The following is a 21,149-nucleotide window of genomic DNA, read 5'->3' as shown; positions in this document are numbered from 1 at the left end:
ATTATGTCGCACTATAGCGGCGAGGGAGGTCTCGGCAAGTGAAACCGCGTTCATGATCGTGAGAGCGGGACTAAAGTCTAGCGCCTGCGCAAATTGCGGGCAGTCCTTGCCACTTCTCTTCAGTGCCAGAAAAACCGCGGCGCGGAACCAGGGTTCGACACGCGCTAGATTCGAAATGTCGAGGGCGTCGTGTGATGCCGACGCCCTCGATGATGCCTTGCGCTCAGCCCGGGCCCGCGCCCTGCGTTGCGGTGAACACCGCGTAGAGCGATTGGCTCGCGGCCATGAACAGGCGGTTGCGCTTGGGGCCGCCGAAGGTGATGTTGCCGCACACCTCCGGCAGGCGGATGCGGCCGAGCAGCTTGCCTTCCGGTGACCATACCGTCACGCCGTTGTAGCCGACCGCGCGCCCTGCATTGCTGGACGCCCAGACATTGCCATTGACGTCGCAGCGCAGGCCGTCAGGTCCGCATTTGACGCCGTCGATCACGCAGTCGCTGAACCTCTTGCCGTTGGACAGCTTGTTGTCAGCCCCGACGTCGAACACGAAGATATCGCCTTTGCCGCCCGGGCCTGTGTCGCCCGGTCCCTTGCCGGTTGAGGCGACGTAGAGCTTCTTGTAGTCGGGCGAGAAGCACAGGCCGTTCGGGTCCGGCACCTGCTCCTCGGTCACGACGAGATCGATGCGACCTGAGGGATCGATGCGATAGCAATTGGTCGGCAGTTCGCGCTTGCCGGGGACGAAGCCGGCGGGCTGTCCGATCCGTGGATTGAGCTTTCCGCCCGCATTGCTCGGGCCGCCTGCGGCGTCGGGTTCGCCCTCATAGAGTTGGCCGCCATAGGGTGGATCGGTGAACCAGTAGCTGCCGTCGGGATGTGCGACCACGTCGTTCGGCGAGTTCAGCTTCTTGCCGTTGTAATTGTCGCAGAGCACGGTGGCGGTGCCGTCATGCTCGTAGCGCGTCACCCGGCGGGTCAGATGCTCGCAGGAGAGCTGGCGGCCCTGGAAGTCGAAGGAATTGCCGTTGGAATTGTTGGACGGCGTGCGAAACACGCTGACGCGGCCGTCGTCCTCGCTCCAGCGCATCTGCCGGTTGTTGGGAATGTCGCTCCACAGCAGATATCTTCCTTGCGCGCTCCACGCCGGGCCCTCGGCCCACAGCACGCCGGTGTACAGGCGCTTGATCGCGGTGTTGGGCTGCGCGAGATCGTTGAAGGAAGGATCGACTGCGATGATGTCGGGGTCCCAGAAATAAGTGGTCGGCGCGCCGCGGGGGCCGAAATCGCGCGGCGGGGTGGTGATGGTGGTCGGCGGTGCGGCGGGTCCGGTCTGGGCCAGCGCAGGGCCGGCGAGCGTGGCCGCGGCGCCAAGCGCAAGCCCCCGGACGAGTGTTCGTCGTGAAAGCGCGGCATCCTGCTCACGCTGCTCTTGGTAACGAGCCGCTGGCTCACCCGTCTCCTGGCGTGTCATCGCGTCCTCCCAATGATGTTCGCTGACCGGTTGATCCGGCCGAGCGGAAGCGGAGGTTAATGCGGTCCGCCTCCGGTTGCGAGAGGAATAGAATTCTTCCGTGCGGTTGTGAGCCGCAATGTCGTCATATTCGAATGCGCTGGAGAAAAAAGCCGTGTCGAAGCCTTGATTTCGCGCGGATTGCCACGCAAGAACCGGCCGGGCAGATGCACGGAGTTGAATGTGGCTGGCGTCATCGTATTGATCGTGTTGCTTGGGATCGCGTTCGCGGCCGGCTATTTCACGCGTGATCACATCTCCAGCAAACGACGCGCGGAAGCCCGCCGCTGGCGGGAATATAGCGAGCCGGATTGGCTCTCCGCCAACGCGCCTGCGAACACCAACGAGATCGCGAGCGCGATCACCGCGGCCCCCGTCGTCACCGGCGAACTCGGCCAGATGCTGACCCGCTGGGAAAGCCGGGCCCGCGCCCGCCGCGCGGGGTAGCAGAGTTCGCAGTGCGCGTAGTCCCGTAGCCCGGATGAGCGAAGCGACATCCGGGGCCTCCGTGCCGGCTGCACCGCTCCCGGGTATCGTTCCGCTCACCCGGGCTACGGCGCCGCGCCTGTGTCGCCCTCTGTCAATCCACGCACGCAAAAATATTCCACTTTACCGAAATTCGGTTTCGGCGTATGTGTCGCCCATCCCGGCTCACCCAAGAGGGGCGACGTGAAGTCGTCATGTTCGCGAGCCGGGGTTGCGGTGGACGCGGCAGCGTCGGCACGAGAGGTGCGGGCAGGGCGGGTAGTCCCTGTGAGCCCGAGGCTTCGTGCGGACGACGGCGCTGTCAGGCTTCGTCTCGCTCGTAAGTTTTCGGCTCTGTCGACAGGGCTCGGGAATACTGCGGCGACATGGCGGGCCGTGCGTACGGCAAAACCGTGTGGTCCTGACCGTCGTTGCCACGGTCAAGTCTTTCGCGAAGGTGCGAGCGAGCCCAACCGGGCAGACTGCATCATTTAAATTCGCGGGGCGAGGGAGGCCAAAAGGAATGGTCGGCTCCCGGGAGATCACGGCATAAGCCGTCCAGCCACTGCGCAGGGAAGGCCGAGTGATCGGCGACACCTGTATGCTGCTGTGCGGTTCTTTTTGCGCGTGCCTTTCGCGCAGCGGACCGCGGGTGCCAGCCGGCACCCGGCCTTCCCTGTGCCCTCTTGGATCAGAGGGTGGAGCGACGAAGCAAAGCTCGGGCGAAATCCGCCGCGAGGACGAGAAGGCATGTCTGCAACCACACATTCAATGTCGTCGCCCGGCCAGTGCGCAATTGCGCACTGCTGCAGAGCCGGCGCCAATCTCGGCGCGTCCCGTGCCGTCCTGGATCCCGGCTCTGCGCCGCAACGCCGAGAGGCGCTGCGGCTTGTCCGGGACACGGAGAGAGCGGGACGACTCCCAACCAGGTCAGGTTCCCTGACCATCTTTTGGCGTTGCAGTTGCGGCTATTTCTCGTCTAGAAACAGGCTACTGAGCCCTCTGGCAACCAACCGTCAACGGTTTTGGCCGAGGATTTATGGGCTCAAAAGGGTCTGGCAATGCTGATTCGCGGCCAAATCGATGGGATTTCGGGGGAGGTGGCTCTGGCCGCCGCCACGATCCCGGCCGCGCTGCTGCCCACCCTCCTGATTGGCGGGCTTCTTCTTACTTGCCCCTGAGGGCCGGCTGGGCGCCACGCGCCTGGGCGCTCAGGGGTTGGTCGAGATCACCGGACACCTCAAGCGCCCTTAAGACTGACGGCGCGAAAGCTCAAAAGGAATTTTACAATGGCCCCCGCGAACAAGTCCGATAAGGACCGCGTCATCATTTTCGACACCACGCTGCGCGACGGCGAGCAGTGCCCCGGCGCCACCATGACCTTCGAGGAGAAACTCGAGGTCGCGGAGCTGCTGGATGATATGGGCGTCGACGTCATCGAGGCCGGCTTCCCCATCACCTCCGAGGGCGACTTCCAGGCGGTGAGCGAGATCGCCCGCCGCTCCAAGAACGCCGTGATCGCCGGTCTGTCCCGCGCCCATCCGGCCGATATCGACCGCTGCGCCGAAGCCGTGAAATTTGCCAAGCGCGGCCGCGTTCACACCGTGATCGCGACCTCGCCGCTGCATATGCGGGTGAAGCTGAACAAGACCCCCGAGCAGGTGCTCGAGACCTCGGTTGCCATGGTCGCGCGCGCCCGTAACCAGATCGACGACGTCGAATGGTCGGCCGAGGACGGCACCCGCAGCGAGATGGACTATCTGTGCCGCATCGTGGAAGCCGTCATCAAGGCCGGCGCCACCACGGTGAACATCCCCGACACCGTCGGCTACACGGTGCCCGAGGAATACACCCACTTCATGAGGACGCTGATTGAGCGCGTGCCGAACTCGGACAAGGCGGTATTCTCGGTGCATTGCCACAACGACCTCGGCATGGCCGTGGCGAACTCGCTGGCCGGCATCATGGGCGGCGCGCGCCAGGTCGAGTGCACCGTCAACGGCATCGGCGAGCGCGCCGGCAACGCCGCGCTCGAAGAGATCGTGATGGCGATTAATGTCCGCAACGACAAATTCCCCTACTGGAACAAGATCGACACCACGCAGCTGACCCGCGCCTCCAAGGTGGTCTCGGCGGCGACCTCGTTCCCGGTGCAATACAACAAGGCCATCGTCGGCCGGAACGCGTTCGCGCACGAGAGCGGCATCCATCAGGACGGGGTGCTGAAGGACGCCTCGACCTACGAGATCATGCGCCCCGAGATGGTCGGCCTGAAGCAGTCCTCGTTGGTGCTCGGCAAGCATTCCGGCCGCCACGCCTTCGTGCACAAGCTGGAGGAGATGGGCTACAAGCTCGGCCCGAACCAGCTGGAAGATGCGTTCACGCGGATGAAGGCTCTTGCCGACCGTAAGAAGGACATCTACGACGAGGACATCGAGGCGCTGGTCGACGAGGAGATGGCGGCGTCGCACGACCGCATCAAGCTGACCTCGCTGACCGTGATCGCCGGCACCCATGGCCCGCAGCGCGCGACCATGAAGCTCGACGTCGACGGCCAGATCAAGATCGAGGAAGCCGAGGGCAACGGTCCGGTCGATGCGGTGTTCAACTGTATCAAGCGCCTGGTGCCGCACGAGGCCAAGCTGGAGCTGTACCAGGTCCACGCCGTCACCCAAGGTACCGATGCACAAGCCGAGGTCTCGGTGCGCCTGTCGCACGAGGGACGTGCGATGACGGCGCGCGCGGCGGATCCGGACACGCTGGTGGCCTCGGCCAAGGCCTATCTCGGCGCGCTCAACAAGATCGTCATGAAGCGCCAGCGTGACACCGTGACAACGACGGCTGCGAGCTGACGAGCGAAGCTCGTTATCCCGGGGCGTCTCGAAGAGGCGAACTATGGAGCGCAATTGCGCACCTGAGGATCTGGGGATCCTCCGATGTGCAATTGCACATCGTAGCTCGATGCTTCGCATCGCCCCGGAATGACGGCGTTGGTTACCGCGAATGGCCGCCCTGCTAACGGCCAATAGCAGTCCACACCGGCGGGCCTGTATTGATGCAGCCGGAACAAGCATTGGTCGCCCGCGCGGGCGGCTTAGATAACATCAGGGAGAGATTATGCGCACCTTCGCAATCGCCGCGTCGATCGCGGCACTGGCACTCGGGCTTGCCGGGCCGGCATCGGCCCAATCGCCAATCATCATCAAGTTCAGTCACGTCGTCGCCACCGAGACGCCGAAGGGCAAGGCGGCGGAGAAGTTCAAGGAACTCGCCGAGAAGTACACCGGCGGCAAGGTCAAGGTCGAGGTCTACCCGAACTCGACGCTGTACAAGGACAAGGAAGAGCTCGAGGCGCTCCAGCTCGGCAGCGTGCAGATGCTGGCGCCGTCCAACTCCAAATTCGGACCGCTCGGCATCCGCGAGTTCGAGGTGTTCGACCTCCCCTACATCCTGCCCGACCTGAAGACGCTGCGGAAGGTGACGGATGGCCCGCTGGGCACCCGGCTGCTCAAGCTGCTGGATGCCAAGGGCATCACCGGCCTTGCCTATTGGGACAACGGCTTCAAGCAGATGAGCGCCAACAAGAAGCTGATCACCCCGGCCGACTATCAGGGCGTCAAGTTCCGCATCCAGTCGTCACGCGTGCTGCAGGCCCAGTTCAAGGCGCTCAGCTCGCTGCCGCAGGTGATGGCGTTCTCCGAGGTCTATCAGGCGCTGCAGACCGGCGTGGTCGACGGCCAGGAAAACACCTGGTCGAACATCTATACCCAGAAGATGCACGAGGTGCAGAAGTACATCACCGAGACCAATCACGGCTACATCGGCTACGTCGTGATCGTGAACAAGAAGTTCTGGGACGATCTGCCGGCCGACATCCGCGACCAGCTCACCAAGGCGATGAAGGAAGCGACCGAGTTCGGCAACGCGCAGTCGCAGAAGGAGAACGACGACGCGCTCGCCGAGATCAAGAAGAGCGGCAAGAGCGAGATCATCAAGCTCACGCCGGAGCAGAACGAGGCGATGCGCAAGGCGATGGAGCCGGTCTACAAGGATGCCGCAGGCCGCATCGGCCAACCCTTGATCGACGAATTCCTCAAAGAGGCCAAGAGCACGACGAACTGAGCACGACGAACTGAGCTCCGAACGATGAACGAAGGCTTCCGTGCGGTCTGCACGGAAGCCTTTTTGTTGCGAATGATTTCCGATCGCGGCTGGAGGTAAAATCGCGCGTTACATCTTCGTAAGGACATGCTCCCTGTCCAGATTGTAAGTTGCTTGTCAGCCGTCCGGCGCCCATCTTCATGGCCATCCTTCCAGAGGAGGTCCGGATGAAGAAGTTCACCATTGCCGCCATTGCCGTGCTCAGCATCGCCGGCTCGGGCGCGGTCTATGCCCAATATCATCGCCCGTGGATGGAGCACATGCGCCACCACATCCGCATGAACCCCGAGGACCGCGCCGCCCTCGTCGACGCGCGGATCGCCGCCGTCCATGCCGGCTTGAAGCTCAACGCCGACCAGGAGAAGCTGTGGCCGCCGGTCGAGGCTGCTGTGCGCGACTTTGCCAAGCTGCGCATCGACCGCGCCAATGCGCGGATGAATGCCGGCCCTGGCGATGCCGGCAGGAATGCTGACAGGGACAGGCCGGAGGATCCGGTCGCCCGCCTGCGCCAGCGCGCCGAGGACATGGGCGCGACGTCGGCAGCCCTGAAGAAGATCGCCGATGCCGCCGATCCCCTCTACAAGACGCTGGACGAGGGCCAGAAGCGACGCCTCGCCGTGCTGACCCGCCACCGCGGGCCGTTCGGAGGCGGCGAAGACGGCTCGCACCGCCACTTCATGGAGCGCGGCATGGACCGCATGATGGAGCGCAACATGGAGCACTTCCATCGTGACCGCTCCGACCGCGACGGCGGCCCCGACCGGGACCGCGAGGGCCGGCTCTGAACGGGGCTGGATTTCGCGACGATTAACCCTGGAGAAGCCGCTGGAATCCAGCGGCTTTTCGCTTTCTGGGGACTTTGGAAAAACCTTCATTGCATCGCTTGCCATACCCGGATCGCTTTGCTAAACGACCGACCTCGCAAGGCAATCACCGCCTTTCGGGCGCATAGCTCAGTTGGTAGAGCAGCTGACTCTTAATCAGCGGGTCCCAGGTTCGAGCCCTGGTGCGCCCACCAAATAAATCAAAGGCTTACCAAAGCTGTGCCCCAGAACGGACCTTTCAGTTGGGAGGTCAGTTGGGAGTTTTTGTTCGGTTTTCGTGCTCATCCGCACGCTCCTCATGGACGATTGGCGGGATTGCTGCGCGTTACCGCAGCGGTTACCTCGTTCCCGGCGGCGTGGAGCACTCTCTCACGCAGAAGCCTTGGCGACCGATGAACGCCTTCACCTGGAATCCCATCCACATCCCAAACCTTCATTTCTGCGCTTGTCCGTAAACTGCACTGAGCTTCTTGATCGCTGACTCCGCGAGTTCTACGCGGCCGCCGAGATAGTGCGCATCGAGTATCTGCTGCACCGTGGCCATGGAGTGCCCCGTTATCGCGGCAATCTCGGGCACTGAGCAATTCGACAGCGCGAGCCGTGTGACAGCGGTTCCGCGCAAATCGTGGAAGTGCAAGTCCTTCAGCGAAGTCCTTTTGAATGCCTTGTCCCAGCTTGTCCGGAAACCGTCCTCCGTCCAAGGTCGGCCGAACGAGTTGACCAAGATGGTGACGGCTGAGCGCTTTTGGTTGAGCGCAGCGTCAAGCGCGGCCTTCAGCGGCGGCCCGACCGGGATCGTTACGCGCCGCCGGCCGTTGCTGCCGCGGCCCTTCGACTGACGCAGCCGGATATACGTGCCATCGTAGTTGCTCCAGGTCAGCCGCAACAGGTCTCCCTGGCGCTGGCCGGTCCATAGAGCGAGCAGCAGAGCCGCCTGCAGCTCGATGGACGCTACACCGCAAAACGAACGGATGTCTTCGGCGCTCCATACGATCTCCGACCGATCGGATTCATAAAGCCGACCGCCGCGCTCGCAGACGTTCACAGAGATCCTGCCATGATCCTTCGCAACCGAGAGCACGCGCGCGATCGTCGTCCAGACGTAATCAGCCTTGCGCGGCGTGGCTGCGAAGGTATTGCGGAAAGCCTTGAAATCTCCGCGCGAACGCCGATCCTCGAGCGCGCCGATCGGCATCTCGCCGAACTCGGCCTCGATCAGCGCGAGGTACTGATCGTAGGCGCGCTTGCTCTTGTCGCCAAGGCCCGTGTATTCGCTCTGGTCCTTGAAGTAGTCGATCAATGAGCTGAATGTTTCAGCGTTCTTCTTTTTAGCCGCAGTAGCTTCCCCGTAGAGCCTTATGAAATCTGGCGTGCCGGGTTCAGCATCGATGCGTGGACCGCCCTTCCAAGCGTACCAGTACGTCTTCGTTGTCCCGTCAGCGAGCTTCTTTGTGAGGCTGTTGATGCCTTTGAGCCGCACCCTCATTTTGCGAGGCCTTCCATTCATCATAGGGTGATCGCTGGAGTTGCATTTTAGAATCGAGACCGGACATTCGGTCAAGGGCCGCATCAATGGCTTTTCTGTCCCATTTGCGTGTTCCCGGAATCGGCTTCGGCATGATCCCGCGTCGAACCCAATTGTTAAACGCTGAAAGCGACTCGCATCCTGCGTAAGCCGCAGCTTGGTCTCTCGACATGCCACGGGGCTCGATCATCGGTGCTCCCACTGCCGATACTCCGGTTGATGCCGCGTTTCGGCAGCACTCTTATTGATCGAGGCCGAAAACGCACGACAAGGGGAGAAGGCGGGGAGTAGCAAATTCGGCTGGTGTGGAGCGGAATCGGACCGGTCCGTGCGAGATGATTATTGGACGAAAGGGAAGCAGGGAATCTAGTGGTGTCTGGAGCGGTGATCCCGGCCGGCGTGCGACAGTCTGCTGATTTCACTTGCGGGTCAGCGGGCTCGAGCCTGCAACCAGCCCGTTATGAGCGGCAGACTATCGATCAGTTTCGTTGTTCTTGCTGCGTTTTCGGTTGAATTCGATCGCGTTCTTTGTGCTTTGGTCACGTGGTTTCTGGTGCGAAACTGATGCGGTTGAATTCCAGGTAGGAAGGCGTCACACTGCTACTCGGCACGTTAGAGCCTCGGTCTGTCCTATGATGGATTGGACCGGGACATCGCAAAAAGCAAAGCATCATCAGCACTTAAGCCGCAGCTTGATCGAGCATGTCGTACCAAATGTAGTACTGCCACCGCTCGGAGCTCGACGAGAAGGCGTCGTCGCGCGCCGGCGTCTGCCCTGCGGCTATAGCGTAGCGCGACGCACCTGCGCGCCGCAGTAGGCGATATGCGTCTGCGTCGGCGCGTGCAACGGTCTGCAGTGATAATTCAGCTCGGAGCTTCAGCTTGCGCGTGGGGGAAGGCGCGGGAGTTCTAGGCAACTCGGCCGAGGGCGCGAAAAAAGGAGAGGCGGTCGCTTGTGCGACGAGGATATCTCGGTGCTCAAGGTCAACGAGCTGTACAGCTGGTTCAACGCTTGGCAGTTCATGGAGCGGTGCGGTTTCACCGATGCCGATCATAAGGACGGCTTGGAAAATGAAAGCGTGGAATAGCCATTAGCGCTTTCTCGGCGTCATGTGCTTCTTGAAGCTTGACGATCCCGGCTAATAGAGACCCAAAGGACCTAGCCTTGACGGCAGGGGTAAACACGCCTCTCAAACCCGCGTGGCTCCGTTTACGAGAGTCCGGCCGGGCGCCGGTGCGTCCACGGTCATGACCTCCAAGCTAAGTCACCGGAAATTCACGCCTTTCCGGTCATGGGCCTCAACTCTGGGGAAAAGGACACAGTTATCCACACCCATTGCGAGAACTTGATTTTCATGTTTCGTTCACGGTGGCGATTCGAACGGGGCGAGGATGAGTTCCTTCCAATTTATTCATACCGGGGATATCCACCTCGACAGCCCTCTGAAAGGGGTGAGCGGTCAGGAGGGGGCTGCCGCCGAGCGCATCCGGACGGCAACCAGAACCGCCTTCGAAGATCTCGTTTCCGGGGCGATTGAAGAGCAGGTCGCCTTCATGATCATCGCCGGTGATCTTTATGACGGCGATTGGCGCGATTTTCAGACAGGTCTCTTTTTCGTCCGGCAGATGGGGCGTCTTCGCGCAGCGAACATCCCCGTATTCGTGCTCCACGGCAATCACGATGCCGAAAGCCAGATCACCCGGCGGCTCACCTTGCCGGACAACGTGCAGGTCTTCGGCTATCGGAAGCCGCAAACGTTTGAGCTGGAAGGATGCCGCGTCGCGCTGCATGGCCAAAGCTTCAGAGTGCCCGCGACAACAGACAATCTCGCGGCGGCTTATCCTCCGCCGCTCAAAGGCTGCTTCAACATCGGCGTGTTGCATACTGCGCTTGGAGGCGTGAATGGACCTCACCAGAATTACGCGCCGTGCAGCCTCGATGAGCTCGTGAACAAGGGCTATGATTATTGGGCGTTGGCGCATGTGCATCAGGCCAGCGTTCTGCACGAGAATCCTCACGTCGTTTTCTGCGGCAACCTGCAGGGCCGGCATATTCGCGAAACAGGTCCAAAGTCAGCTTACCTGAACACCGTTCAGGACGGCGTTCTGCAAAGCATTGAACCGCTTCACACCGACGTCGTGCGCTGGGCGCAGATCGATGTGCCGGTCGGCGCGTGCCCGCAGTTTGGCGACGTCGTCGATGAAATCAAAAACAAGATTGATGCAGCCACGAGAAACGCAGAGGGGCGGCTGCTGGCATGCCGCATCCAGTTGACGGGTGCGAGCGCTCTCCATGGCGAGTTGCTGGCGTCAGAGACCCAGCTGCTGGCCGAGGCGCGCGCCGCTTCCCTGGCGCTCGGCGAAGAGATTGCGTGGATCTCGAGCGTGACGAATGCGACGCAGCCAGCATCGACAATGTCGGGAGCGATGGATCAGGAAGCTCTCAATGATTTGAACGCCTTGCTGTCGCAGGCAGCCGGCGATTCTGAATTGCAGGCTCAGATAGCGAATGAACTGGGCGAACTCATCCGCAAGCTTCCGCATGACGCTGTGCTCGATGTGGACGATACGCTTCTGCTGGCCGCCATCAACAAGGATTTTGCCGTGGTGATCGATCAGGCCGGCGCGTATCTAAATGCACGCCTGAGTGCAGGGAGGCGCTGAACAATGCGTTTGCGTTCTCTTGATCTCATTCGCTACGGCAATTTCACCGACCGGACGCTCGCTTTTCCGTCAGGTGGGCCGGATTTTCATATCGTGTACGGTGAGAACGAGGCTGGGAAATCGACGACAATGTCGGCGATTGAAGATTTGCTGTTCGGAATCCCCGGTCAGTCTCCTCGCAACTTTCTTCATGAAAACGCTGCACTTCGGATCGGTGCGACGTTGGAGCACGATGCGAATACGCTCGCCATCCGGCGTCGCAAGGGCAATAAAGATACCATCCTGGGATGGGACGATCTGCCCTTGAGCACAGGCGACGGGACGCTTGGGCCGCTGCTCGGAGGGATTGATCGCGCCTTTTATTGCAGGATGTTCTGTCTCGATCATGAGCGCCTGCGCGTCGGCGGGCGTGACATTATCCAGGCCAAGGACGATGTCGGCGCCACCTTGTTCGCGGCCGGGGCAGGCGTGTCGGGACTTCGCGGCCGCCTTGCAGCGATGCAGGAAGAGGCCGAAGGGCTCTGGGCCGGCCGCAAAGCGGGGCATCGAAAATATTACCAGGCCGAAGACCGCCTCAAGGATGCGGAAACCGCCTTGCGGCAGCACACCGTGACGGCAAGCAAATGGCAGGAACTGAAATCGGCCTTCGATGATGCGCGCGAGCGCTGCGCCAGCATTGAAAAGGAGATTGAAGGTCAGGTTACTGAACTCGCCAAAATCGCGCGCATCCGGCGCGTTTATCGCGCCGTGCGGCGTTTGGCGGAAATCGAGCGTGACATCGCCGGGCTTGGCGGTGTTGCGGTTCTTCCCGCCGGCGCGGCGAGCGAATTCGAGAAAGCGGCCTCCGATAACGCCGCCGCAGAAGTGCGCATCAGCGCGTTTGGCGAACAGATCGCGGCCATCGGCGTGGAGTGCGATGGCCTGGTTATCGATGACAATCTCCTTCAGCACGGACCGGAAATAGAGCGGCTTTACGAACGCCGCATCCAGATCGCGTCGGGCAGGGCGGACCTGCCAAAGCGGCGCGCGGATCTTGCGGCTTCAGAAGAGGCGCTGAAACGCCTGGCCACCGAACTGGAATGGATGGCTCCAACAGTCGAGGATTTGATCGCCCGGATTCCCGTGCGCGCCAAGATCTCGGTTGTCCGTGGGTTGTTGACCGCGCGCGGCAGCCGTTTCACGGCGGTGGGAAACGCACGGAAAGCGGTCGAGGACGCGCTTGAGAAGGTAGAAGAAATTCGTGTCCGTATCGAATCGGTGGGCGCCGCGCAGGATGTTTCGGCGCTCGCGGGCGTCGTGAAATCCATCCGCGCCCTCGGTGACCTGGATGCGCGTCTGCAGGCGGCCCAAAGAGAGCGGCGGGACGCCAATGATCTCTGTCAGGAGCAAATGGCGACGATGAATCCCGCGGTTGCAGATGAGGCGCGTTTGCGCGCCATGCGGCCGCCGGTCAACGCAACAGTCAAAGCGCACCGTGATGCCGCCCACGAATTGGAACGCCGCATCCATAGCCGCGAGGCGGCAATCCGTGAATCCGCCCGGATGGTCGAGAACAATCGCAAAGCTTACCTCCGGCTTGTCTCGGATGAAGGGATCGTGTCCGCAGGCGAGCTGACGAAATTGCGGGAGCTTCGTGATGCCGGCTGGTCCATCATAAAGCGGAAGCACATTGAGAACGTCGCCGTGCCGGATGCCGACGAACAGGCCTTCACGAAGGGCGGTTCCCTGCTGAGCGTATTTGAGGCGAGCATCGGCCATGCCGACGGAGCTGCCGATCAGCGGTTTGAGAATGCACAATCGACGGCCGAGGCGATGGTGTTGGTCCGGCAGATTACTGAACAGGAAGACGGACTGCACGCGCAAAAAGAAGAGCTGGAAGCGCTAACCCGGGAGCAGTCTGGACTGGCCGCTGCATGGGTGGGCATGTGGACCGGTGTTACGGACACGCCATCGACCCCGGATGAAATGCTCGAATGGCTCGATGCAAGGACAGTGTTGCTTGGCCAGATCGCCAAGCGCGACGCTGCCCTCCGGTCGTCGGCATCGCTGCAGCAGGAGATTGCGGACGCCAGGAAGCAGCTTGTTGGCATACTGCAGGATCCTGCGGTTGCCGCCACCGCAGAAAGCCTGCCGCTCAACGGCATTCTGACGACGGCGGAGCTGCGCATCCGGACGCAGGAAGCGATTGCGCAAAAGCGCGCCGAGCTCGAGCTTGAGCAACGCAAGATCAAGGCTGACGCGGAGCGCAAGAGCAAGGCCCTCGAAAGCGCCGAGAAAGAGCAGCGCGAGTGGGAAAAAGAATGGAAGGAGGCCTTGGCCGCGCTGAACTTGTCGGGCGAGGCGGCGGTCGAGACCATACAAGGCCAGATCGAAGCTCTGGAACAGATGCGCGACGTCGCTGCAAAAATTGCCGACCTGCAGCATGAGCGTATCGGCAAGATCGAGCGGGATATTACAGCATTTGAAAGCGAGGTAGCGAGACTCGCCGGGTCCGTAGCAACGGATTTGGCAGGCGCAGATGCTGACGACGTTGTCATCAAAATGCAGGCGCGGCTGGATGACGCGAAGCAAAGCCAGGCAACGCTCGGTGAGAAGAAAGCGGCCATCCACGGCCTTCAAAAGAAATTAGAGGACCGCGACAAGTCGAGAGAAGCCGCGCAGGAAATTATCCTGAAGCTGCAACAGGCGGCTTGCGTGACGCTCGATGCGTTGCGCGCAGCCATAAGGCAATCCGATTTGCTGCGCGGGCTTAAGGATGAACAAGCAAGCCTGCATATGACGCTCGAAGCGGACGGGGATGGTCTTGGCATTGACGCTCTTGGAGAGGAGTGCCGCAACAGCGACCTGGATCAGGCGGCGGCTCGCGAACAGACGCTAACGCAATCCCTGAAGGATCAAAGACAGCGCCAGCTTGAGGCCATCCAGCAGCGCAACGACGCGGCGCGCGTTTTCGAAGCACTTGGCGGCGACGCTGCCGCTGCAAAGGCCGCGTCCGACCGTCAGGCAGCGCTCGCGGATATGAGAGACGCCGCCAGCCAATATGCCCGTGTGCGCTCGGCATCGCTCATCCTGCAATGGGCGATCGAACGCTTCCGCCGAGAAAAGCAGGCGCCGCTGCTTAAGCGTGCGGGGGAGCTGTTTTCTATCCTGACCGGCGGATCCTTTGAGAGGCTCGCGCTCGAGTACGATGAGAAAGACGTTCCTCATCTCGCAGGTGTTCGGCGCGACGGGAGCGTAGTGGGGGTTTCCGGCCTGAGTGAGGGCACGGCCGATCAGTTGTTCTTGGCCCTTCGCGTCGCCGCCGTCGAAGAGTATCTCGCCCATGCCGGGTCAGCGCCCTTCATCGCAGACGATCTGTTTATCAATTATGACGATGAGCGCGCTGCTGCCGGGTTCAAAGTACTGCGCGAGCTCTCGGAAAAAACGCAGGTGCTGTTCTTTACCCACCATCAACACCTGATTGACGTGGCCCGCACTGCGTTCGGCGGGAATGTGTCGACAGCCGTGCTTGAGCATCACGATGATCCCCTGAAAAACGTGGCATAGCGTTCCTGCGATCAGTCGCGCAAAGACCGGCAATGGGATTCGATGTCGCTACCGTCTCCTCCTTGTTGGTCAGGGTCGCATCGGGTGATGCAGCCTTGGCCCTCGCCGAGAGCGGGGTGTGCAAGCCGCAAGAAGAATCTGCGGAGTTTGGCGCGGGCGCAGGCGAAGCCGAGCCACGGAGAGCAGATTGTTCTTGGCGGCGGGCCGACGGGGGCAGCGACCGCGACAGGCGGTCATGAAAAGGCCTGCGGATCGCGCCGGAGGGCGTAAGCGCTGGGCCGGTGAAATGGCACCCGTAGGAGCGTCAGCATAGCGCCGCCCGGAGTGGGGGCGCGGGACCGACTGCAGCCGCAAACCGGCCTCCGCGAGCGGCTCGATATTCCCTTGCGAGAGGGATCGTCACCGGACCTCGGCGCCTTCGCTTCTTAGCATCCCCGAGCTGAATGCCAAGGTAATGAAAGCATCTGAATTCGCTTGTTCAATCCTTGATGCCGAAGTGCTAATTTCCCTCTATGTCAGAACCCACAGTGACACGCGCAAAAATCTCGAAGCTTGAGCTGGTATTTCCGCCGGTCTCCAACCAGGAAGCTGTGTGGTTCAGGGACGTCCCGGAAGTTGAGGAAATGCTGCGGCAGAGTGACTTCTATATCATTGGCGGCCGACCGGAGATCAAGCTCAGCGATTTCCGGAAAGACGACGAAGAGGCCACCTTGAGTTTTGACGTCTCGGTCGAGGGTGGCCCTTCCGATCACGTGTTGCTGCGCATCAAAGACCTGCCCGGTATCGAGGAGGCCGACCCCGATACGTTATATATCGAGCTTGGCCCTAAATTCGTCCGCTTCTGGGATGGCCCCGTAAAGCAGGACGGCTCGGAAGTGCTGGAATGGTTCACCACTGAGAAGTTGCTTTGGAGCCGCGCGCATGAGTGGCCTGGAATCGAGGGGCTTAACCGGCACGCTGAGCTTGCGGTGTACGATCTTCTCTACGTTGGTATTGCCAAAACAGGGGATAGTTTCGATCGACTGATCGACAAGGGTCATCATGCGCGAACAGCGATTTTGGCCAATGAGCCTCAACGATTTCCCGGCGCGCGTGTCTCTGACGAGACGTATTTGTTTTTGTTCCGGACCGAGTCGCTCGTTATGCAAACCTTCGAGCCAGAACACGATTTTCAGGATAGCGACTTCGAGGATAATCTTGACCGAAAGCAGGTCGTAGCGGACGCCGAAAAAGCATTCGTGAGCATGCTTAAACCTGATTACAACAAGGTCCGGTTCGCTCGATACCCAAAAGGCTCCGATGGGCTCTACGGAGCTGGCTTCCTGCGCTACGGGTATCTCGTCAACGAAGACGTGACCTTCAACACGGCGCACGGCAGGGTGCGGGGCGCGCGTGATCCTCAGGGGTTTATTTCCAACGCGGCGGATTTCATTTTCGTGGACGGCGATGACGTCCGCCTTATGGTTTCCGGCGTGGACTTTCCAACCCAACCCTCGCGAACTCCTTGAGCGCTGAGGTACCATGCTCCGTTGCAGCGCCCGCAATGAGCGGCCCGATGAAATGGCACTCGCAAGAGTGTCGGCATAGCGCCGCCGTCAGGGGAATCGAGGGCAGCCCCGAGACGCAACGGGTAGCCTGGAGAGCGCAGGCGAGCAAAGCCCGGTCGGCAATACCGGCGCGCGTAAATTGAGAAGGGAAAAGAATACACGAATATCGATGGACCAGAAGCCGCGTGATATACTAACGGTTGTGGATCGACTCAACCCAGGCCTGTGCGGATGTGACGGCGATGCGTTTCAGGAATCTTGAAAGCTACAGGAGCAGCGGGGCCGGCAGCGACATGCAACTCGCTATACCCTTACCTAGAACGCCGGATGGTCGGGTCTATCGCTATTCGCCCAACGAAAATGCGCATCCGCGGCATTTCCTGCTCGGCGGCCGCGTGGAAGGCGTTACCCCGCCGGAGGCGCCCACGCCGCGCATGACCCATGCGCCGGGCACGCCGGGGACTATCTGCCCTTACAGCGGCGTAAAGGCCGAAGACGGTGCCTTCACGCACCCTGACGATATTGCGGCCGCGAAGGAAGTCGTTGCGCATGCCGCCGCGGCCGACGTCGCTGAAGTCTTTCACGGCATGTTCGCCGATTTAGGGCGCAAGTTCGCGGGCAGTAAGTTTGTCAAGATCAAACCGGGTCCGAAACCGTATCCCAAGCCCAGGCCCCGTTTTGCTCGACGCGATTTGCTGCGCGATTTGATCTGCGACGAATGCGGGCGCGACTACGGCGTCTTCGCGATCTCGCTGTTCTGTCCGGATTGCGGCGCGCCCAACATTCATCTGCACTTCGCGCGCGAGGCGACGCTCGTGCGGGAGCAGGTGGAACTCGCCGGCAAGCTGGACGCAGGCGCGGACGAGCTTGCCTACCGGCTGCTCGGCAATGCGCATGAAGATGTGCTCACGGCTTTCGAGGCGACGCTCAAGACGGTCTACCTTTACAAGCTCACCACGCGGCCCGCCGACGCGCCCGAGGTAAAGCCACCGGGAAATGCCTTTCAGAATATCGAGAGGGGCCGAAAGCGCTTTTCCGAATTCGATTTCGATCCGTTCGGGGCATTGAGCGCCGACGCGCTCGCGGTGCTGACGCTCAATATTCAAAAGCGCCATGTGATCGGGCATAATCTGGGTGTCGCCGATGCGGCTTTCGCTGAGCACGCGACGGATGCGCGCCTCGGCGAGACGGTGCCCTTGGTTGGCGAGGACATTCTCCAGTTCGCGGATATCTGCAAGACGATGATCGACCATATCGATGCGTGGCTCGCGAACGGCGTGTCGCCGCCGGGCCATGGGTCGCTGCCTGCCAGGCCGATTGTAGCGCCGCAAGCAAAGGAGCCGGCCGCATTGACGGTCGGCCAGCTGGGCAAGCTCGCGGTCAGCATCGGATTGTGGGTGTCGGAACGCTCCAAGAAAGGTTTCGATGATTTCATCGCCGAAGAAGATCTGAGGAAGGCTTTCCCGGACTCGACCATCGACGATTTGGCGTTCGCGGTGGCGGAGCTCGCCAAGGACGGTTATCTGCGGACGAGCGCGGTGATTTCAAAGCGGATTCCACGCATGCGCACTACGGCCGAGCTGTTCATCACTTTCGATCCGCATGCCGTGAAGACCGACCCGGCATCGGATGTGGTCGTAATCGTTGATCTCGCGCTAACGAAAAGCGACACGGTCGGCGTCGAGGAATTGCACGCAGCGACCGGATGGCCGCTGCGCCGCTTCAATCCGGCCTTTGCCTATATGATCTCCCAGATCAACGAGCGGCGCGTGTTGGGCGGAGGGACCAACGATTACCCGGCCCGGGGCTTCTTCCTGATGGACGAGGACCGGGTGGATCTCAAGCGTTTCGCCGACCGCTTGCGGGGCTGACAGCAGATGCGGTTTTTTACCGGGGTCGTCATTCCAGTAGAACGTGGGCGGACCTCCTTCCAGTTGAAAAAGCAGTCGTCGACAGTTGTGTCAACGACGCTCGCAGATTGCGGTCATGAAGACTGAGCCGCAAAGCGGCAGCCAATATTGATAAGAAATTTTGGGAGAAGGGCATGGCCCCAAGCGGAAAAAAATTCGAGTTTACCGAGCACGGGGTATTTGAAGCGAACATCGCGGCGTTCTTCGGGCACATGGCTCAGGAGGACGCCGCGCTTGCCGGAGAACTGCAGTCCCACTTCAAAGCGTTGTCGCAGGGCACATACAGCCAGCAGGACATTCTGAACGGCTTGTTCGCCGCTGCCGGAAAGCCATCGCAGCCGCAAACCGCGAACCCGGTTTCAGGCGCCGCTACCGGCCAAGGGGCGGCACCGGCCGCTGCTTTGCCGTCCGCAACCGGCTGGTTGCTTGAAGGACTTTCGATCGAAGGCTTTCGCGGCATTAACAATCAAGGCAAGCCGCTCGAGCTGAAGTTTCATACCGACAAGGTCAATAGCATCTCGGCGGTAAACGGGGTGGGCAAGAGCTCTGTCTACGATGCGGTCCGATATGCGATATGCGGTGCGGTAGCGTGGCTTGAAGACTTGCCCGCAAGCGAACGGGGCCCCGACTACTATCTGAACAAATTCAACTCATCCGGGTTGGCGACGATCACGCTCAAGCTGATCGCCGAGCCGGGCGGCCAGCAAGTAGCCATCACGGTGAAGCGGGACGCGCAAGGTAATCGCACCGTCTCGTCGGCGCCGGCGGCTGATGCCGAAGGCATTCTGCGATCGCTCAATCGCGAATTTGTTCTTCTGGACGGGCACACGTTTCAAAGCTTCATTTCAGCAAAACCCCTGGATCGGGGCCGGACGTTCTCGGGTCTGCTTGGTCTCGCCCAATACAGTGTAACGCGCCAGTCACTTGCGGCTGTCGCGAACACGCGGGCCTTTAACAACCATTTCGCGGTAGCAGAACACGCGCAGCTTCGCGGCCGCGAGGAGAAGGCAGCGGCCGATGCGCGCGCCGCCATTGCGGCCGACTATGCAGTGTTGGTAGGGCAGCCTTTGGCAGCCCTCAATGGAGCGGCCGCACAGGCGAAGTGTCACCATGCTCTGGAGCAGATCGGTCCTCTGAAGCCGCTCTGCGAGAACAAAGCTTTTCACGACATTGACATTAACGCCTGCATTGAGGCGGTGAAGGCGGCCGAGGGAGGGCCTAAGCGGGACCGCCTGAGCGAATGCATTCGCGAGCGGGCGGATCTAAAGAAGCTCAATGTCGAAGCTCCGAAACCCGAGCGTGCGGCCGTGCTTGTGGCCCTGGCAAAGGCACGCGATCAGGCGCTCGCTGAAACCGCAGGCGACGTCATGCTGACCCTGTTTCAGGCCGGGCAAAAGGCGCTTGGCTTGCCGGAATGGAGTAATCCCACGCTGTGCCCGCTTTGCGATCAGAAGGGCTCGCACGATCTGAAGGCGCATATCGCTTCCAAGCTTTCCCAATTCGATGCATTGGAGCAGGCAGGAACGGCGATTGCAAAAGAATGGGGCGAAGCCGGCTGGTCCGATCTTGGCGATCTTGAATCTAAGTTGGAGGAGGGCGCCGATAATCGGCTGATTGCGAAGCTGAAGGCGCGCGCGGAAAAGGGCGATATCACCTCTAACGACGCGGAGAGCCTCATGGAGTGGCTGAAAACGTTGCGCTCACGGGCCGACCAGAAAGAGCAGAGCCTGGCTGCCGAACAAGCCGATCTTGAGAAGGAACTGCCGCCGTCCTCCGTCGAGGTCACGCGCAAAGTCGAGGCGGCTCGTCGCCTCCAGGCCAATTGGAACAAGCTTGCCGAGGCTGAAAAAGCCGCGGGGCTGGAGCAAGGGCGGGAGGCGTTGGTCACGCAGGTGAAGCGCTTTCTTGATTCTGCTTCCGATTGCTTCGGCGCCGCGGAAGGCGCTCTCAGCAAGGCGCGGTTGGCCGCCGTCGAGCCGGTTTTCAGGGCGTACTTCGACAAGCTCTCGTTCTTCGGTGTCGTTCCGACGGTAGCTAAACGCGCCAACAGCGAGGACCTTCAAATCGCGCTCGCGGACTTCCACGGGCTGCAGAATCTTTCGCCGCAGGCGTTGCTTTCGGAGAGCTTCCGGAACGCGTTCGCGATTTCTCTCTATCTCGCGGCCGCCTCTCTTTATGGCGGGCTTCCGAAGTTCATCGTGCTTGACGACGTGACCTCAAGCTTTGATGCGGGTCATCAGAATTTCCTCGTTGAGCTGCTCAGGACGTCTTTCGCCCGTCCGGCGAACCCATCCGGCCTGCAGGTCATCCTGCTAAGCCACGACACCATGCTGGAGAAGCTGTTCAACAAGCACAGCAATACAGGGACCTGGTGGCATCAGCGGCTCGAAGGCGTTCCGCAAATCGCGGTTCTGCCGCAGGCCGGCGCCGTCAACAAGGTGCGCGATCAGACGATCTCGATGCTGCAGGCAGGGCAGGTGGATTTTGCCAAAGAGGGCGTGCGGCAATATCTGGAATACCGCCTTAGCGATCTCATCAGCCGCCTGCGCATCCCGGTGCCTGTCGACGTCGCGTTCAACGACAACAAACAGCTTGCGCATGAATTTCTGCAGGCTATCGAGGCGGCCGTCAAACTGCATCAAGCTGCCAATTCTCTCGTGCTCGATGCTACTCAAATCGCCGGGCTGAATGCCAACATGGCAACCATCGTTGGTAATTTCCTCAGTCACTGGGGGACGGGGCAAACGCTCAGTTTTTCGGGTCCATCGCTTCTGGGCGTGATGCAGTCAATCGATCAGTACTGTGAGTGCTTTAGATACGAGCCGAGTCCTGGTGCGCCGCGGCAGTTCTACAAATCATTGCACCAGCGAAGCTAAAGTGGCGGAGGATGGCAGATGAATATTGTGATCAAGGGTAATTTCCTTGGAAATCGCTCTTCTCAGCCGGGTGGGGTATTGAAGGACTTTCTGAGGCGGGGAGTCCTGGCGGAAACCTGCA

At 61.0% G+C, this 21,149-nt stretch carries 11 protein-coding genes and 1 tRNA gene; 10 read left to right on the top strand and 2 right to left on the bottom strand.

Annotated elements, in window-relative coordinates:
* Nucleotides 1-223 precede the first annotated feature (223 nt).
* Nucleotides 224-1,471 carry an SMP-30/gluconolactonase/LRE family protein gene (locus tag IVB24_RS31645; protein WP_162406702.1) on the bottom strand — a complete coding sequence of 416 codons (1,248 nt, stop codon included), beginning with the start codon at nucleotides 1,469-1,471 and terminating at the stop codon, nucleotides 224-226.
* Nucleotides 1,472-1,693: 222 nt separating this feature from the next.
* Between IVB24_RS31645 and IVB24_RS31640 the strand changes: the two genes are divergently transcribed.
* From IVB24_RS31640 to IVB24_RS31620, 5 genes are all read left to right on the top strand, one after another.
* Nucleotides 1,694-1,957 carry a hypothetical protein gene (locus IVB24_RS31640; RefSeq protein ID WP_094977853.1) on the top strand — a complete coding sequence of 88 codons (264 nt, stop codon included), beginning with the start codon at nucleotides 1,694-1,696 and terminating at the stop codon, nucleotides 1,955-1,957.
* Nucleotides 1,958-3,264: 1,307 nt separating this feature from the next.
* A complete protein-coding gene (locus IVB24_RS31635) occupies nucleotides 3,265-4,827 on the top strand; it encodes a 2-isopropylmalate synthase (RefSeq protein ID WP_247770351.1) in 1,563 nt (520 codons plus the stop codon).
* Between the two features lie 265 nt (nucleotides 4,828-5,092).
* Nucleotides 5,093-6,097, top strand: a complete 1,005-nt coding sequence (locus tag IVB24_RS31630; protein WP_140480782.1) for a TRAP transporter substrate-binding protein — start codon at nucleotides 5,093-5,095, stop codon at nucleotides 6,095-6,097.
* Between the two features lie 206 nt (nucleotides 6,098-6,303).
* Nucleotides 6,304-6,921, top strand: coding sequence for a Spy/CpxP family protein refolding chaperone (locus IVB24_RS31625; protein WP_140480781.1), 618 nt, complete (start codon nucleotides 6,304-6,306; stop codon nucleotides 6,919-6,921).
* Nucleotides 6,922-7,078: 157 nt separating this feature from the next.
* Nucleotides 7,079-7,154: transfer RNA gene (locus IVB24_RS31620), tRNA-Lys, on the top strand.
* 239 nt (nucleotides 7,155-7,393) lie between these two features.
* Here the strand turns inward: IVB24_RS31620 and IVB24_RS31615 are convergent.
* Nucleotides 7,394-8,446 (bottom strand): tyrosine-type recombinase/integrase, encoded by a 1,053-nt coding sequence (locus tag IVB24_RS31615; protein WP_247457857.1) that lies wholly within the window; start codon nucleotides 8,444-8,446, stop codon nucleotides 7,394-7,396.
* A gap of 1,431 nt (nucleotides 8,447-9,877) precedes the next feature.
* On the opposite strand from IVB24_RS31615, the gene IVB24_RS31610 reads away from it, so the two are divergent.
* From IVB24_RS31610 to IVB24_RS31590, 5 genes are all read left to right on the top strand, one after another.
* Nucleotides 9,878-11,149 (top strand): DNA repair exonuclease, encoded by a 1,272-nt coding sequence (locus IVB24_RS31610; RefSeq protein ID WP_247770350.1) that lies wholly within the window; start codon nucleotides 9,878-9,880, stop codon nucleotides 11,147-11,149.
* 3 nt (nucleotides 11,150-11,152) lie between these two features.
* Nucleotides 11,153-14,695 (top strand): YhaN family protein, encoded by a 3,543-nt coding sequence (locus tag IVB24_RS31605; RefSeq protein ID WP_247770349.1) that lies wholly within the window; start codon nucleotides 11,153-11,155, stop codon nucleotides 14,693-14,695.
* A gap of 527 nt (nucleotides 14,696-15,222) precedes the next feature.
* Nucleotides 15,223-16,203, top strand: coding sequence for a hypothetical protein (locus IVB24_RS31600; protein ID WP_247770348.1), 981 nt, complete (start codon nucleotides 15,223-15,225; stop codon nucleotides 16,201-16,203).
* A 281-nt stretch (nucleotides 16,204-16,484) separates the two neighbouring features.
* A complete protein-coding gene (locus IVB24_RS31595; protein WP_247770347.1) occupies nucleotides 16,485-18,113 on the top strand; it encodes a hypothetical protein in 1,629 nt (542 codons plus the stop codon).
* Between the two features lie 173 nt (nucleotides 18,114-18,286).
* Complete coding sequence (locus IVB24_RS31590) at nucleotides 18,287-21,028, top strand: AAA family ATPase (RefSeq protein ID WP_247770346.1); 2,742 nt, start codon at nucleotides 18,287-18,289, stop codon at nucleotides 21,026-21,028.
* Nucleotides 21,029-21,149 lie beyond the last annotated feature (121 nt).

This window comes from Bradyrhizobium sp. 192, from assembly GCF_023100965.1.
GTDB classification, from domain to species: domain Bacteria; phylum Pseudomonadota; class Alphaproteobacteria; order Rhizobiales; family Xanthobacteraceae; genus Bradyrhizobium; species Bradyrhizobium symbiodeficiens.
Note: the sequence above shows the minus strand (reverse complement) of the source record. Positions and strands in the feature narration are given on the sequence as shown.